The organism is Desulfatitalea tepidiphila, from assembly GCF_001293685.1.
In the GTDB taxonomy this organism is placed as follows: domain Bacteria; phylum Desulfobacterota; class Desulfobacteria; order Desulfobacterales; family Desulfosarcinaceae; genus Desulfatitalea; species Desulfatitalea tepidiphila.
Window position 1 is genome coordinate 115,873 of the sequence record NZ_BCAG01000007.1, and the last position, 15,200, is coordinate 131,072.

At 61.2% G+C, this 15,200-nt stretch carries 13 protein-coding genes; 2 read left to right on the top strand and 11 right to left on the bottom strand.

The genetic code is table 11. From position 1 onward, the window contains the following. Nucleotides 1-58 precede the first annotated feature (58 nt). The 10 genes from mltA to DFT_RS24430 form a co-directional block, all read right to left on the bottom strand. Nucleotides 59-1,291, bottom strand: a complete 1,233-nt coding sequence (gene mltA, locus DFT_RS24385; RefSeq protein ID WP_083453752.1) for a murein transglycosylase A — start codon at nucleotides 1,289-1,291, stop codon at nucleotides 59-61. Between the two features lie 33 nt (nucleotides 1,292-1,324). Next, nucleotides 1,325-1,816, bottom strand: coding sequence for a cyclic pyranopterin monophosphate synthase MoaC (gene moaC, locus DFT_RS24390; protein ID WP_054034347.1), 492 nt, complete (start codon nucleotides 1,814-1,816; stop codon nucleotides 1,325-1,327). 8 nt (nucleotides 1,817-1,824) lie between these two features. Further along, a complete protein-coding gene (locus tag DFT_RS24395) occupies nucleotides 1,825-2,187 on the bottom strand; it encodes a molybdenum cofactor biosynthesis protein MoaE (protein ID WP_054034350.1) in 363 nt (120 codons plus the stop codon). A gap of 67 nt (nucleotides 2,188-2,254) precedes the next feature. Then, nucleotides 2,255-2,794 carry a molybdenum cofactor guanylyltransferase gene (mobA, locus tag DFT_RS24400; RefSeq protein WP_054034352.1) on the bottom strand — a complete coding sequence of 180 codons (540 nt, stop codon included), beginning with the start codon at nucleotides 2,792-2,794 and terminating at the stop codon, nucleotides 2,255-2,257. A 13-nt stretch (nucleotides 2,795-2,807) separates the two neighbouring features. Continuing rightward, a complete protein-coding gene (locus tag DFT_RS24405) occupies nucleotides 2,808-3,404 on the bottom strand; it encodes a PqiC family protein (RefSeq protein WP_054034354.1) in 597 nt (198 codons plus the stop codon). A 2-nt stretch (nucleotides 3,405-3,406) separates the two neighbouring features. After that, nucleotides 3,407-5,095, bottom strand: coding sequence for a PqiB family protein (locus tag DFT_RS24410; RefSeq protein ID WP_054034355.1), 1,689 nt, complete (start codon nucleotides 5,093-5,095; stop codon nucleotides 3,407-3,409). Continuing rightward, nucleotides 5,092-5,757, bottom strand: a complete 666-nt coding sequence (locus tag DFT_RS24415) for a paraquat-inducible protein A (protein ID WP_054034357.1) — start codon at nucleotides 5,755-5,757, stop codon at nucleotides 5,092-5,094. The genes DFT_RS24410 and DFT_RS24415 overlap by 4 nt, the downstream gene beginning before the upstream one ends. Then, nucleotides 5,730-6,332: a paraquat-inducible protein A gene (locus DFT_RS24420; protein WP_054034360.1), complete on the bottom strand. Its 603-nt coding sequence runs from the start codon at nucleotides 6,330-6,332 to the stop codon at nucleotides 5,730-5,732. Before DFT_RS24420 ends, DFT_RS24415 begins: the two co-directional genes overlap by 28 nt. Nucleotides 6,333-6,381: 49 nt before the next feature. Further along, a complete protein-coding gene (darH, locus tag DFT_RS24425; protein WP_200907140.1) occupies nucleotides 6,382-7,386 on the bottom strand; it encodes a BtrH-related acyltransferase DarH in 1,005 nt (334 codons plus the stop codon). Next, nucleotides 7,370-7,795, bottom strand: a complete 426-nt coding sequence (locus tag DFT_RS24430) for a DarG family dialkylresorcinol biosynthesis protein (RefSeq protein ID WP_054034361.1) — start codon at nucleotides 7,793-7,795, stop codon at nucleotides 7,370-7,372. Before DFT_RS24430 ends, darH begins: the two co-directional genes overlap by 17 nt. 203 nt (nucleotides 7,796-7,998) lie before the next feature. On the opposite strand from DFT_RS24430, the gene DFT_RS24435 reads away from it, so the two are divergent. Beyond that, the gene (locus DFT_RS24435) at nucleotides 7,999-8,457 is read left to right on the top strand and encodes a hotdog family protein (protein WP_054034363.1); all 459 of its coding nucleotides are present in this window, start codon (nucleotides 7,999-8,001) and stop codon (nucleotides 8,455-8,457) included. Nucleotides 8,458-8,924: 467 nt separating this feature from the next. Here DFT_RS24435 and DFT_RS24440 read toward each other — a convergent pair whose 3' ends face one another. Then, a complete protein-coding gene (locus DFT_RS24440) occupies nucleotides 8,925-10,301 on the bottom strand; it encodes a sigma-54-dependent transcriptional regulator (protein ID WP_054034365.1) in 1,377 nt (458 codons plus the stop codon). 398 nt (nucleotides 10,302-10,699) lie between these two features. Between DFT_RS24440 and DFT_RS24445 the strand changes: the two genes are divergently transcribed. Then, on the top strand, nucleotides 10,700-15,163 hold the full coding sequence (locus DFT_RS24445) for an FAD-dependent oxidoreductase (protein WP_054034367.1): 4,464 nt from the start codon (nucleotides 10,700-10,702) through the stop codon (nucleotides 15,161-15,163). Nucleotides 15,164-15,200 lie beyond the last annotated feature (37 nt).

Consider the following 15,200-nt stretch of genomic DNA (forward strand, 5'->3'; position numbering starts at 1 on the left):
GCGGAACCTGAGCTTGAAAGTCATTCTAATAATATGAAATTATTTGAAATATACTCTTTTATGGCGCCGTCGGCATGGGCTTTAGCACCAGAAAATAAAGCCGGCCGTGGTGCTTGAGGTGGCCGGCGGCGGCTTCGGCGCGCACCCCATGCCCCCAGAAAAAGTCGGCCCGGCCAGCGCCGGTGATGGCGCTGCCGGTGTCCTGGGCCAGCACGAATCCATGGTGGGCCTGCCAGTCCACGATCCGTCCACTTTCGTCCACCCGGGGCGTTGGCAGCGCATCGATATAGGCCAGGGCCGCCAGGGGAAACAAGCCACGATCCACGGCCAGCGATCGGTTGGGCGTCAGCGAGACGCCCAGGGCGCCCAGCGGTCCCTGGTCGATGGCGCGGAAGAAAATAAAGCGCGGATTGTGGTTCATGATGGCATCGGCCTCCTCGGGATGGGCCTTCAGATAATCCCGGATCGCCTGCATGGACATCTTGTCCTTGCTGATTTTGCCCTGGTCGATGAGCAGGCGGCCGATGCTCCGGTAGGCATGGCCGTTGGATCCGTCAAAATGGATATCGAGCATCTTCCCATCCTCGAACAGCACCTTTCCGGAGCCTTGCACCATCAGGTTGAACAGATCCACCTCGTCGCTCAACCAGGCGATGGGCGCAGCCTTGCGATCAAAATCCCGCTCCTGTCGGATCTGCCCCCGATCCGGATAGGGCACCACCGTGCGACCGGTATAGCGCCCGACGATACGGCGGCCTTTGAGATCCTGGGCAAACAGGGAAAGATCGATCTCCACCAGGTCGGCCGGCCGGGAGTGGACGGGCACCGGAAATCGATCCGAGGGGACCCGACTGCCCCGCACGATCGGCTCGTAATAGCCGGTGAACAACACATCTCGCTGCTTGTTGCGTCCGACGGCCTGGTAGACGTGGAAACGCTCGCCGATCATGCGGCTCAACCGGACGGCCGTGGGCCGCTGGGCGATCAGATCGGCAAAGGTTTCCAGGGATCGAATCAGGTGAGCCACCGTGTACCCATCGGTGCCGAAATAGACGATGTGCCCGGGCGGCCGTTTGCGCAGATAGAGCAGGCTCATGGCGATGCCGCGGGCCAACTGGTCGTAGGCCGCATCGTCGATGAACACGGGGCTGTCGCCCGGTGCAATGCGCACCAGCGCCGTTTCGCGGGTGATGGGTCTCGGCGCGCAGGCCGCCAGGAGGCCCAACACCAGCAGAACGGCGCCCAGGCGCACCGCCATCGATTTTCCAGAAGGAAAGGACAGGATTGTCATAGGGATCGCTTATTCCGGTTGGCGGGCACGGGACTATTTCGAAGCAGGGTCATCGCGGGTCCAGGTACCGCTCTTGCCTCCGCTTTTCTCCAAAAGCACGATATCGGTAATGGTCATGGCGCGGTCATAGGCCTTGCACATGTCGTAGATCGTCAAGGCGGCGGCCGCTGCGGCCGTCAACGCCTCCATCTCGATACCGGTCTGGGCCGTGACACGCACCACGGCCTCGATGCGGATGGCCGCACCCGAAGGTTCGGGAAAAAAATCGACCTGGGCGTGGGTCAGGTTCAACGGATGGCACATGGGGATCCAATCGGCCGTCCGTTTGGCCGCCATGACGCCGGCAATGCGCGCCGTCTCCAGGACATTGCCCTTGCGGACGCCCTGATCGCGGATCATCGTAAAGGTGTCCGGCTGCATGTGGATCACGGCCTGGGCCCGGGCCGATCGGCTGGTGACCGGTTTGGCGGTCACATCCACCATGCGAACGCGTCCCTGGTCATCGATATGGGTCAGCTCGCCCATGGCGTCTCCTATTCGGAAAAGTGTTCGGTCTTTTTGGTCGCTTTGCTCTTGATGGCATTGAGGGTTTCACTCAATGCGGCAATCACGTTTTCGCGGATGTCGCCGGCCACCACCAGTCCCATCACATCGTCGCCGACCTTCAACTCCCGGTCGGCGTTGATTTGAACAAGGATCTCGACGACACCCGGAAGGGCCTTTTTTTCCTCGATGATCTGCTCCAGGCGCCGTTCGTCCACGGCCACGCGCAGCCCGCGCACGGCCCGGCCATCCCGGGAAGTGGCCCTGACCACGCCTTGGTGGCACAACACCATGCCGACCTTTTCGTATGCGGGATGAGTTTTGAGCTGTTCGAGCAGGCTATTGAAATCCATGGGTTCCTCCTTTGATCAAATGCCTAAAAATACGAAGCAGTGGCCGAAAACCTTGTCATCCGCCGGATTAACGGTTTGGTCCACCGGCAGGGTTCAAATCCTGCGCGGCGACGCGTCGGGTGCGAATCCGGGATAAAAACCGATCGAATCGCCACTCCCCGGATGCCAGGAGTTGGGTCAACGGCCGCAGGGCCCGCTTGCCATAAATGCCCGGCAGCGCCACGCATGTTTGACCCGACTCGTGCAGCACGGCATCCCAGCGGGACTCGAGCGCCTTCATCAACGGCTCGACGCCATCCGATGTCACCGGGTCGACGGCTGCGGCCACGATAATGTGGGGGTGACTCGCGCTGAAGAGCCCGGCGTGAATGCCGCTGAGCAGCCCCGGCGGTCTATAATGATCGCGGACGATCATCGCATCCCAAGCCAGGCATGCGGATGGATCGGCCGCCACCACGATGAATTCATCGAACAGTGATGCCATCACGGCAGCCGCCTCGGTCCAACCGGGAACCGGAATGGAGGACTGCGGACGTTCACGAGCGGCGTCTGGATCCAGGTCGCGGTGGTCTGCGATGAGAACGCCGCTGATCGCGTATCGGTTCATGGGTGAATCCACTTTACGGCCGGCTGAGCCTTTCGGCGATGTCGCTGCTCAGGGAGGCCAGAAGCCGGCTCTGGGCGGCCGTCAAGTCGGCATAGCTGCCGCCGGCCGCGGCTTCTTCCAAATGGACGGTCCATGTTTCGGGGGATTGCCGGTCGTCTTGCCGGACCAGAGTGACCGCGGCAAGCAGGCGCACCGCGTTTCCGGAGCCGGCCTCGAAGCGGTAGATGTCCATGCGGAGGGTGACATCGGGTTGAAAGTCGCCGGGCCACGGCAGGCGTGCGATGCGCCGCACCCCGGTGAGGGTCATCAGGTTTTCGATCAGGACCCGCTGGATCTCGTCCTCCAGCGCGCCGGCCCAGCGGTGGTATTCGTCGACGCGCAGCCGGTTGGGCTGGGGACGGATGACGATCTGGGGCCGGTCGAGATAGGCCGGCAGGGTCACCCGACCGATACCGATGGCTGGGTCGTGCTGGAAAAGGGTGATCGATCCGGATGGATCGCCGGCCACGGCCTCGAGGCCATAAAAGGTGACGGCCGACGAAGAGGTGGTGCAACCCGTTGCCATCCAGGCCAGCAGCAGGGCTGACAAGACGTAAAGACCGGCGCGCATGTTCACGGCTGTGGATCTCCTTTCCCGAAAACGAGGGCTTCCGGATTGCGCTGCAGATAGTCGGCCAGAACGGAAATCGCCTGGGCGGCCTTGGCCAGCTGCTTCATCAGCGTCTGCAGCTCATAGGTCAGCGGCCCGGAACCGCTGGCCAGATGTTCGGCGGCGGTCATGGCCCGTTCGGCCTCTGTGAGGGTGCGATTCAATTGTACCAGCGCCTGGTCGATCTTGGGCGCGGTGTCCTGGTTCAGCCCGGCGGTGAACCGGCTGATCTGATCCAGGCTGCGACGCAGGCCGCGGATCGCTTCGACCAGGTCTTCGGAACCGACCAGGGTATTGATATTCTTGAGGCTCTGGCTCAGGTCGCGGCCGATCTGCGCCACCGGCACCTTTTCCAGTTCACCGGCGAATCGGGCCAGACTGGCGGCGATCTCTTCAGTGGATCCGGGCACCGTGGGAATTACCGCGAAGGGCCCGTTGTGCATCAACCTGGCCCGAGGCGCCTCCGGATCCATGCTCAAATTGACGAACATCTGGCCGGTCAACAACGATCCGGTACGCAATTGGGCCCGCAGCCCCTTGGCGATCAATTTGGCGATCATCGCTTCGCCGTCGCCGTTCATATGGCCCTTCACATCGATGCGGTCCGGTTCGATGGCCAGGAGCACGGGAATCCGAAACTGCAGGTTCTTCTGGTCGAACTCCAGCCGGATGTTCACCACCTCGCCCACCTTGATACCGCTGAACTCAACGGGGGCATGCTTCTTGAGGCCGCGCACCGCTTCGTCGAAATAGGCCACGATGTAGTGGCGCTCCGTATACTGGGGATCATCGATCTGGTCCTTGCTGGCGTACAAATGAAACGTGTGCCGCTCGTCGGCCACATCGCCGGGTTTCAGGTTGGTCGGGGTCTCATAGGCGATGCCGCCGATCAACAGGGTCATTACCGATTCGGTGTTGAGTTTGACGCCGTCGGCGCCCATGGAGACGTTCAGGCCGCTGGCATCCCAGAAGCGGGTGTTCTTGTGCACCCGGTCGTGGTGAGGGTCGTTGATGAAGACGCGGATATCCACCGCGGAGCCGTCCTCGGTCATGTGGTAGCTGACCACCTGGCCCACCCGGATCTGGCGATAGTAGACCGGCGACCCGATGTCCAGGGAGCCCAACCGCTCGGCCCTGAGATTGAAATAGCCGCCCGGCGTGTCCATGGTCACCGCCGGGGGCGTCTCCAGCCCCACGAAGGTGCTGGCCGGCTTGCCCGGCTGCCCGGGGTCCATGCCGATGTACGCACCGGAGAACAGGGTGCTCAAGCCCGACACCTGGCCGGCCGCCACCCGGGCGCGCACCACCCAGAAACGGGTGTTTTCGGTCAGATAGTCTTCGATATCCTTGACCATTTTGGCGGTCACAGTCACTTCCTTCAGGTCTTTTCCCAGGCGGATGGCCTCGACCCGGCCAATTTCGACCTCCTTGTAACGGATCTTGGTTTTTCCGGCCTCCAGCCCTTCGGCGGTATGGAAGGCGATACGGATAGTGGGGCCGGCCTCGGTGATGGCCTTGACGGCCAACCCCACGCCCACCAGGGCGGCCACGAGGGGGATGAGCCAGATCAGTCCGAACCGCTTATCGGGCCGGATCACCGCCTGGGGTACATGTTCCAGACCGGAAGAGGCCTCTTTTTCCGCATCGCTCATTCGTGTTTCTCCATGACATCCCAGATCATCCGCGGATCGAAACTGTTGGCTGCAAACATGGTGAGCACTACCACGGCCCCGAAAAAAACAGCCCCCAATCCAGCGTCGATATCGGCCAGACGCCCCAGGTTCAACAAGGCGACCATCACCGCAACCACATAGATATCCACCATGGACCAGCGGCCGATGGCTTCTATGATGCGATAAAGGCGGGTGCGCTCCTGGGGATGGCGACGGGACCGCCGCTGGACCGAAATCAGCAGGTAGCCCAGCACCACCAGTTTCAAGGCCGGCACCACCACACTGGCCACGAAGATGATCAGCGCGATGTGCCAGCTGCCGGTGCGCATGAAATAAAAGACGCCGCTGAGGATCGTATCGGCCTGGCTTTTTCCCAGGTAGGTCATATGGGTCACCGGCAGCACGTTGGCCGGGACATACAGCACGAGGGCCGCAATCACCAGGGCCCAGGTGCGAGCCAGGCTGCTGGGCTTGCGCCGGTGCAGGCGGGCGCCGCAACGCGGGCAGACCGGGCGGGCGGTAAGCTCCTGACCATCGAGCCGGGACAGCAGGCCACAGACCTGGCAGCAGGCCAGGCCCGCCTTTTGGGCCGTCAACGGCACGACGACATACGTCAGGGGGTAATCTTCACGCGGTCCCATACGATGTCCGGATCCAAGGATGCGGCCGTGGCCGCGACGACGAAAATTAGGGCCAGAAAGGCATACAGAGCAGCGCCCGGAATCACCGTCGCCATGCCGGCCAGCTTGACGATGGAGACGAGAATGCCCAGCAGAAACACCTCGGTCATACCCCACGGCTGCAAGGCTCGGATCACGCGAAAGACGCCGGCCATGCCCCAGGGTGTGCGATCGAACTTGAGCGGCAGCAGCATGTAAATCAGCCCGGTCAATTCCAGCAGGGGAAAAGCGATGCCGGTGGCCATCACCAGCAGGGCGATGGGCACCATGCCCTGGCGGTAAAGTTCCATCACGCCAGTCACCAGATTGGTCTCCTGGGTCTGTCCTTCGAATTTGAGGGTCAGAAACGGACTCAGGTTGGCGATGATGAAAAGAATCAGACCGCATACGGCCATGGCCAAAGTGCGATCGAGACTGTTGCGGCGGCTGCGGTAGAGGACGGTCCCGCAACGCGAACAGGTGGCCACACCAGCCGGCGGCAGCGGCTGCCGGCGGTGAAGCAGATCGCAATCATGGCATGCTATATAGGAATTCAATGTCTTACACTATGATCTTCCAATGAAGCCGGGTGAGAATATGATGCCCTTATACGGCACTTTTCAACATTTTGTAAAGCTGCCGCTCGTTTTCGCCGCATGCTTTCAGGAGCGGCGCGACCTCGGCCGGATCGGTTCCATTCTTGCTTTTGACGATGCGGGCGCATGCCAGCGCAAAGTCGCGCCAGGCATCGCCGGCGGCGGTCATGCGGGCCGAGGCCTCCTGCAGGGCCGGCCATCCGGTGATCTGGTAAGCCTCCTGCAGAAACGACGCATACATGAAACGAAACCCGCCGCCGCCGGTGCCGATCTCCTCCTGCATGCGCACGATGTTGCCCAAAAACAACCGCGTGTACCGCCCATCCCCCCGGGCCGACAGGCGCGTTACGCGCCGGGCCAGGTGGTTGATGCCTTTGACGCCGATCCAGGGCACCGGCGCATAGAGCATCATGTTCACCGTCTTTTTGATCGCCTTTCGGATCAATTTGACCAGATCCAGATCCTCGGCTTCCGGCACCTCGATCGGATAGTGGGTCAGCCCCTGGGGGGCGCTCAGTCCCTTGGCAAAGCGGGCCAGTTTCAAATCGGCGGCCTTGATGCGCTGGATTTTGTCAAAGACCGGGTCGCTGACCAGGTATTCGTCCTCCTGCCTGCCCACCACGATGATGTTGTGCGCGTTGAACTGAAAGCGCATCTCGGGTGGGAAGTAGGTGGTGTGGTAGGCTGAGGTCTGAAGTCCGACCAGTTGACTGGCGGCCAGGTGATCGTCGAGCTCCTGCATGGCCTGGTCCGGATTTTTGTAGCGCTTTCGCAGATAGGCGGCGCCCAGGCGCTTGGGCAGGGTCTTGACGATATGGCCGGGGAACATGCGGTAGGACACCAGCGGCATGTTGCCGAACTTCATGAACGGCAGAAAGGCAAAACACAAAGCGCCGGAAAGGCCGAACACCATGGGTTCGGAGAGATGCAGGCCTTTGTGCTTCAACAAGGTGGACATGACACCGCTTTCGCAGTGGGCAAAGTGCTGGTGCTCAAAATCATGAATCAGGTTCAATATCGGTCGTCTCCTTAAAGTGCGTCAGGGCGCTCAGGTCGATGCGAAACAGGTCGGCATACTGCTGGAGCCGGGCAACGCTCAGTCTTTTAAATACCTTGGGCTTGAGGTGGCGCCGTATTTGCCACTGCCATAACCCCATGGAGCGAGCCAGGCTGGGCAGATCCATCAAGCGCCGGTAGAGAAAAAATTCGATGGGCGAGGTCTTACCCTGCAACACCCGCCGCTTGGCATCGGCGGCCAGGGCATCGAAATCCTCGAGCACATCTCGCAGCACCACCTCTTCCACGTCCCAGCCGCTCGTCGCGGTTTTGATATAGCGCCCGCGCTCGTCCACGGCATAGACCGCTTTGGTACCATAACCCTTGAAGGTTGGGTTGTCATCCTGTGGCACATCTTCTATTTTCATCGACTCACCCCGAACGTGCCGGCCATTCGAATGCCTTTACAGGCCCGTCGAATTGCCGTATAACGCCCTCGATATCTTTAATTACCAAGGATTTCAACATAAAATCGGTTTATCGATCCAGATGCGGCCCAGATGCGGCGCCCCAAACCGACCGCCGCCGGACCGAAAGCCTCAATCAACGTCAATCAATGTCAATCAAATAGATGAACGCGCCCTACGCCATCGAAGATGTGATACCCCACCGCGGGCGGATGCGCCTGATCGATACCATCCTCAGCGTGGATTCGGATCAGGCCGTCACCCAGGCGACGGTACGGGCCGACTGGCCGCTGATCACGCCGGACGGCGTCCATCCGATCATTCTGATCGAGCTGGCCGCCCAGACGGCCGCCGTCAGTTCGGGCCGGTCCCACGCGCAGGAACCGGATGGCGAGCAGCGGCCCGCCGGTGGATGGCTGGTGGGCATCAAACGGGCCGAATTTACCATTGACCGCATCCCCGTCGACACCTGCATCACCATTCGCAGCCAAAACCGCATAGCCGTGGATCAGTACCGGGAGATCAGTGCAGTGGCCAGTATCGGGGACCAACTCATCGGCGAGGTGCAGTTCCAGGTGCTCCAGGCAGGCAAAACCCAGTTCAGCGACCTCACCCCCACCTGATCCAATCCTTAAAAGCGACGCCTGTCCGCACCAGCCCACATATAGAAAATGCACTTTGAGAATATCATACTTCGGGAAGTATTACGCCGGTGGGGCCGCTGGGCGCTCCGCCCCTCACGCAACGTCGCGCAAGTGCCGGTAAGGTGCGCTCCGGACGGCCCGGAAACTCGCATGCGCTCAAACAGTCCGGGCCGCCCATCCTCCGCTGCACCCGACCGGCACTAACGCGACATGCGAATGAGGGAGCGGATCCCCCACCGGCCCCACCTCCACCCGTAAACCATGCAACACCATGAATTGCCAGACTCGTTAAGATTCACATTTGATGGTGATGTAAAAAGTCCTAGGTTCGCGATTCCCGTCATCCCAGCGAACGCCGGCATCCAGAAATAAGCAAATTAGCTCGAAATCAAAAATTTTAATGCAACTTTCATACTTTCCTATCTTCATACTTTCATACTTTTTTCCTATTCGATCCCGTAAGAAGACAATTTCCGCCGCAACGTATTGAGCCCGATCCCCAACGCCCTGGCGGCCTGGGACTTGTTCTGGTCCAGCATCTGGTAGACGTTCAGGATGTGCTCCTTCTCCACCTCGGCCAGTGGCCGCACGTGTCGACCGGCCCCATCGGCACCCGGTATTCTGGGCCGTTTGGGCAGCATGCGCAAATGCTCGGGCAGATGCACCAGGTCAATGGGTTTGTTCTGGGCCAGGTTGACCGCCGATTGGATGATCGATTTGAGCTCCCGCACGTTGCCCGGCCAGGCATAGGCCATGAGCCGTTCCAGGGCAGCGGCCGTCAGTCGACGTTTGCCCGTAGGCATCTCCTCGTATTTGGCCAGAAAGGCATCGGCCAGCAAGGGGATGTCATCAGGTCGTTCGCGCAAGGGCGGCAGGTGCAGCCAGCCGCCGCGGATACGGTAATACAAGTCCTTGCGGAACGCCTTGCGGGCCATCATGCGGTCCAGATCCTCGTTGGTGGCCGCGATGAACCGCAGGTCCACACGGGTGCGCTCGCTGCTGCCCACCCGCGAAAACTCGCCCTCCTGCAGCACCCGCAGCAGTTTGCCCTGCAGCTCCAGGGGCAGATCGCCGATCTCGTCCAAAAACAAGGTCCCCTGGTGGGTGTGTTCCAGAAACCCGGTCCGTGACGCAGCAGCCCCGGTAAACGCGCCCCGGGTATGGCCGAAAAATTCGGCCTCGAAAAGGTTGGCCGATATGGAAGCCATGTTGATCGGCGTAAACGGGAATTGAGCCCGGCCGCTGGCATTGTGGATCGCCCGGGCCAGCAGCTCCTTGCCGGTGCCGCTCTCGCCGGTGATGAGAATCGGCACGCTGCTGGCCGCATGCAGTTCCGCCTCCTTGAGGATGCGGCGCATGGCCGGCGATTGGGTGATGATGGGTTCGAACGGCACGGGATTGACCAGTTCGGGATGGGCCTGGCCCTTTTCCAGATCCAGAATATCCAACAGGCGTTTGCGCTCCAGGGCGCGCGGCAGGGTGAGCGCCAGCACATCCCTGGCCACCGGCTTGACCAGATAGTCGTAGGCGCCGCGCCGCAGGCAATCCACAGCCGTGCGCGCCTCGTTGATGGCCGTGACCATGATGCACTCGGTGCCCGGACTGGTATTCTTGATGTGGTCGAGCAGGGCCATGCCGTCCATTTCGGGCATGGTCATGTCGATGAGGGCCAGATCGAAGGGCTCGCCCTTTTCAAAGGCCGCCGCCGCCGCCATCGGGTCGTCCATCAGATGCAGATCGGTGTATCCCAGATCGCGCAGTTTGCCGGACAGAAGCTCGAGATAATCGCTGTCGTCATCGATCAAAATAATCGGATTGCTCATGTTGCCACCTGAATTAATGGAAGGGTCGGCTGGGCCCACTACGCCATTATGGAGCTTTTGGAACGGACTGTTCCAAAATGGCATGTTTATCTACAACCTATTCATTCATTTATATAAACTGAACATTGCGCTCCATTTTGGCACAATCCATTTCCCCCGGGGCTGCTGGATCAAACGCCTCCGCCGAGAGTCCCGTATATCATCAAGATCTTGTAATTTTTGATAATCCATCTTAACCGATGGCTTTATCCCAATTTGGCATATCTGTTGCAGAATTTCAATCAGATAGATCGAGTGGGTACATTTTCCTTCAGAGCGTCATTGCCTTCCGCCCCGGGCGGAATTTCGACGAATCATGTGTATCGATCAGACCAACAACATCTTACAGGGGAATAAAGATGCAATCAGAAAAACCGTCCGATGAAAAAAAGAGTGTGGTGGGATCCGTCATGGTGGTCGGCGGCGGCATTGCCGGCATTCAGGCCTCCCTGGATCTGGCCGATTCCGGTTACCTGGTCAAGATGGTGGAGAGCAAGTCCGCCATCGGCGGCGTCATGGCGCAGCTCGACAAGACCTTTCCCACCAACGACTGCTCCATGTGCGTGATTTCGCCCAAGCTGGTCGAGGCGGGCCGCCACTTGAACATCGACCTGTTCACCACCACCGAGGTGGAGAAGGTCGAAGGCGAGGCCGGCAACTTCAAGGTCACCCTGCTGCAGCGGCCGCGTTACATCGAACTGGACAAATGCACGGCCTGCGGCGAGTGCGCCAAGGTGTGCCCCATCGACGTGCCCAACACCTTCGACGAGGGGCTGCGGGAGCGCAAGGCGGCCTTCAAGCTCTACCCCCAGGGCATGCCCAGCGCCTATGCCATCGACAAGCGCGGTACCGCGCCCTGCAAGGCCACCTGTCCGGCCCACGTGAGCATCCAGGGCTACATCGCCCTGATCAATGACGGCCGCTACAAGGAGGCCCTTAAGCTCTTCAAGCAGGATCACCCCTTTCCCGGCGTGTGCGGCCGAGTCTGCCACCATCCCTGCGAGGGCCAGTGCACCCGCAACGACGTAGACCAGCCGCTGGCCATCCGCGAACTGCACCGCTTCCTGGCCGACTACGAGCGCAGCAGCGGCGAAACCTACGTCCCCGAAATCAAGGAAGAGAAGCGCGGTGAAAAGATCGCCGTGATCGGCTCGGGCCCGGCCGGCCTCACCGCGGCCTACTACCTGACCCTCAAGGGCTATCCGGTGACCATCTTTGAGAAGCTGCCCGAGCCGGGCGGCATGATGCGCGTGGGTATTCCCGAGTACCGCCTGCCGCGGGACATCCTGGCGGCCGAAATCGACACGATCCGCCAGATGGGTGTGGAGATCAAGTGCGGCGTTGCCTTCGGCCAGGACGTCACCTTCGACAGCCTTAAAAAAGAGGGCTTCAAGGCGTGCTTCATGGCCATCGGGCTGCACGGCGGCCGCAGGCTGGGCGTGGAGAACGAAGACGCCGCGGGCGTGCTCCAGGGCGTGGATTTCCTGCGCGACGCGGCCATGGGCAAGGAGGTCAACATCGGCGAGGAGGTGATCGTGGTGGGCGGTGGCAATGTGGCCATCGACGTGGCCCTGACCGCCAAGCGCAAGGGAGCTAAAAAAGTCACTCTGATCTGCCTCGAAAAGCGCGAGGAGATGCCGGCCTGGGAGCACGAAATCCAGGAGGCCCTGGAGAGCGAAATCGAGATCGTCAACAGCTTCGGTCCCAAAAACTTTTTCATCGATAAGAATAAAAAGGTTTCGGGTATCGAATTCAAGACCTGCACGGCGGTGTTCGACGAAAACCGCCGCTTCAACCCCCAGTACGACGACAATGCCTGCCAGCCGTTCTTCGGCGACACGGTGATTATCGCCATCGGCCAGAGCACCGATACCACCGGCCTCAAGGAGCAGGGCGTGGTCCTATCGCGCCCCGGCGGCCTGGAGGCCGATCGCCTCACCCTGCAGACCCCTATGGAGTGGGTCTTTGCCGGCGGCGACGCCTTCTACGGCCCCAAGTCGGTGGTCGAGGCCGTGGCCTGCGGCAAGGAGGCGGCCGAGAGCATCCATCGCTACGTCAACGGCCTGGACCTGAAAGAGGGCCGCGAGAAGACGTGGGAGTTCGTCAAACCCGAAACCGCCTACGAAGAGAAGAAGGCGCGCGTGCCGGTGCGCTGCCTCGATCCGGCGGCGCGGGAGTGCAACTTCATGGAGGTCTCGTTCGGGTACGATGAAGAAGAGGCCAAGCTCGAAGCCGAGCGCTGCCTCAAGTGCGGCATCTGTTCCGAATGCTACCAGTGCGTTGAGGCCTGTCTGGCCAAGGCGGTCAACCACAACATGCTGCCCAAGCGCACCGAGGTGGAGGTGGGGTCGATCATCCTGGCCCCGGGCTTCACCCCCTACGATCCCAGCAAGCACGAGTACTACAGCTATGCCAATCACCCCAACGTGGTCACGGCCCTGGAGTTCGAGCGCATCCTGTCGGCCTCGGGCCCCTTTCAGGGCCACCTGATGCGGCCCTCGGACCACAAGGAGCCGGAAAAGATCGCCTGGCTGCAGTGTATCGGCTCACGCGACATCAACAAGTGCGACCACAGCTACTGTTCGGCCGTGTGCTGCATGTACGCGGCCAAGCAGACCGTCATCGCCAAGGAGCACAGCGACAAGGATCTGGATACGGCCATTTTCTTCATGGACATGCGCACCTATGGCAAGGATTTCGAACGCTACTACATGCGCTGCAAGGATGAAAAGGGGGTGCGCTTCGTACGCTCCAGGGTGCACACCATCGACCCGGTGGAGGGCGACAACCTGCGCCTGCGCTACGTAAACGAAGAGGGTGAACTGATCGAAGAGCTCTTCGATATGGTGGTGCTCTCCGTGGGCCTGGCGCCCAACGAGGATGCCATCCGCCTGGCCGGTACCCTGGGCGTCGAGCTCAACGGCCACAAGTTCGCCAAGACCAAAGACCTGGCGCCGGTGGCCACCAACCGGGAAGGCATCTTTGTGTGCGGCGTCTTCCAAGGCCCCAAGGACATTCCCCAGTCGGTCATGGAAGCCTCGGCCGCGGCGGCCGCGGCGGCCAAAAATCTGGCCGAGGCGCGTGGCACGCTCATCCGCGCCAAACAGCTGCCGCCCGAGCTGGACGTGAGCGAACAGGCGCCGCGCGTCGGCGTCTTCGTCTGCAACTGTGGTATCAACATCGGCGGCGTGGCCGACGTGCCGGCTGTGCGCGAATATGCCAAAACCCTGCCCCACGTGGTGCACGTGGAGGACAACCTGTTCACCTGCTCCCAGGATACCCAGGACAAGATGAAAGAGGTGATCAAAGAGCTGGGCATCAACCGCGTGGTGGTGGCCTCGTGCTCGCCGCGCACCCACGAACCCCTGTTCCAGGAGACCATCCGCGAGGCCGGGCTGAACAAATACCTGTTCGAGATGGCCAACATCCGCGACCAGAACACCTGGGTCCACATGAACAACCCCCAGAAGGCCACGGAAAAGGCCAAGGACCTGGTGCGCATGGCCGTGGCCAAGGCCGCCTACGTGGAGCCCCTGCACCAGGTCAGCCTGGATGTGCAGCAAGCCGGACTGGTGATCGGCGGCGGCGTGGCCGGCATGGAAGCGGCCCTGGGGTTCGCGGACCAGGGGTTCCAGACCTACCTGGTGGAGCGTTCCGACCGGCTGGGAGGCAATGCCCTGTGGCTGCGGGCTACCTGGCAGGGTGAACCCGTCAAACCCTATCTGGAGGCACTAATCGATCGGGTGACCCGCCACGACAAGATCCGCCTCTTCCTGAACAGCGAGGTGATCGAAACCACGGGCATCCTCGGAAATTTCAACTCGACCATCGCCGTGGCCGGCGACCGCATGACCACGGTGGCCATCGATCACGGGGTGACCGTTCTGGCCACCGGCGGCAAGGAGTATACGCCTACCGAGTACATGTACGGCCAGCATCCCGATATCCTGACCCACAAGGAGATGGACGAGGCCATGACCGCCGGCGACGCGCGCATCGGCGCCGCCGAGAGCGCCGTATTCATCCAGTGCGTGGGATCACGCACCCCCGAGCGGCCTTCGTGCAGCCGCATCTGCTGCACCCACAGCGTCAAATCGGCCATCGCCCTCAAAGAACAGAAACCGGAGATGAATGTCTTCATCCTCTACCGCGACGTGCGCACCTACGGCTTCCGCGAGGATCTGTACCGCAAGGCCCGTGAAAAGGGCGTGATCTTCATCCGCTTCGATCTGGAAGCGGCACCCCAGGTGAGGGTGGACTGCAACACCTTGAGCGTCACCGTCAAAGATCACATCCTGGGCCGGCCCATCGAGCTCAACCCGGATCTGCTCATTCTGGCCACGGCCGTTCTGCCCAACGCCAACAAGGACGTCTTCGAACTGTTCAAGGTGACCGCCAATGCCGAGGGGTTCCTGGTCGAAGCCCATGCCAAGCTGCGACCGGTGGACTTTTCATCGGAAGGCATCTTCATGGCCGGCCTGGCTCACTATCCCAAATCCATCGATGAAACCATCGCCCAGGCCCAGGCCGCCGTGTCGCGTGCCTCCACCATCCTGAGCAAGGACCACATCTGGGTGGGCGGCGTCATTGCCGTGGTCGACCCCGACCGCTGCGCGGTCTGCCTGACCTGCGTGCGCACCTGTCCCTACCATGTGCCATATATCGGCAAGGAGGGCTATGCGGTCATCGATGCGGCCGGATGTCAGGGCTGCGGCATGTGCGTCTCCGAATGCCCGGGCAAGGCCATCACGCTGAAACACTTTACCGATCAGCAGTTGATCGCCAAAACCGATGCCCTGTTTGCCGAATGCCTCGCGCGGTAGTAATGAATGACAAGGCGAAAATACCCCATGGGCATGG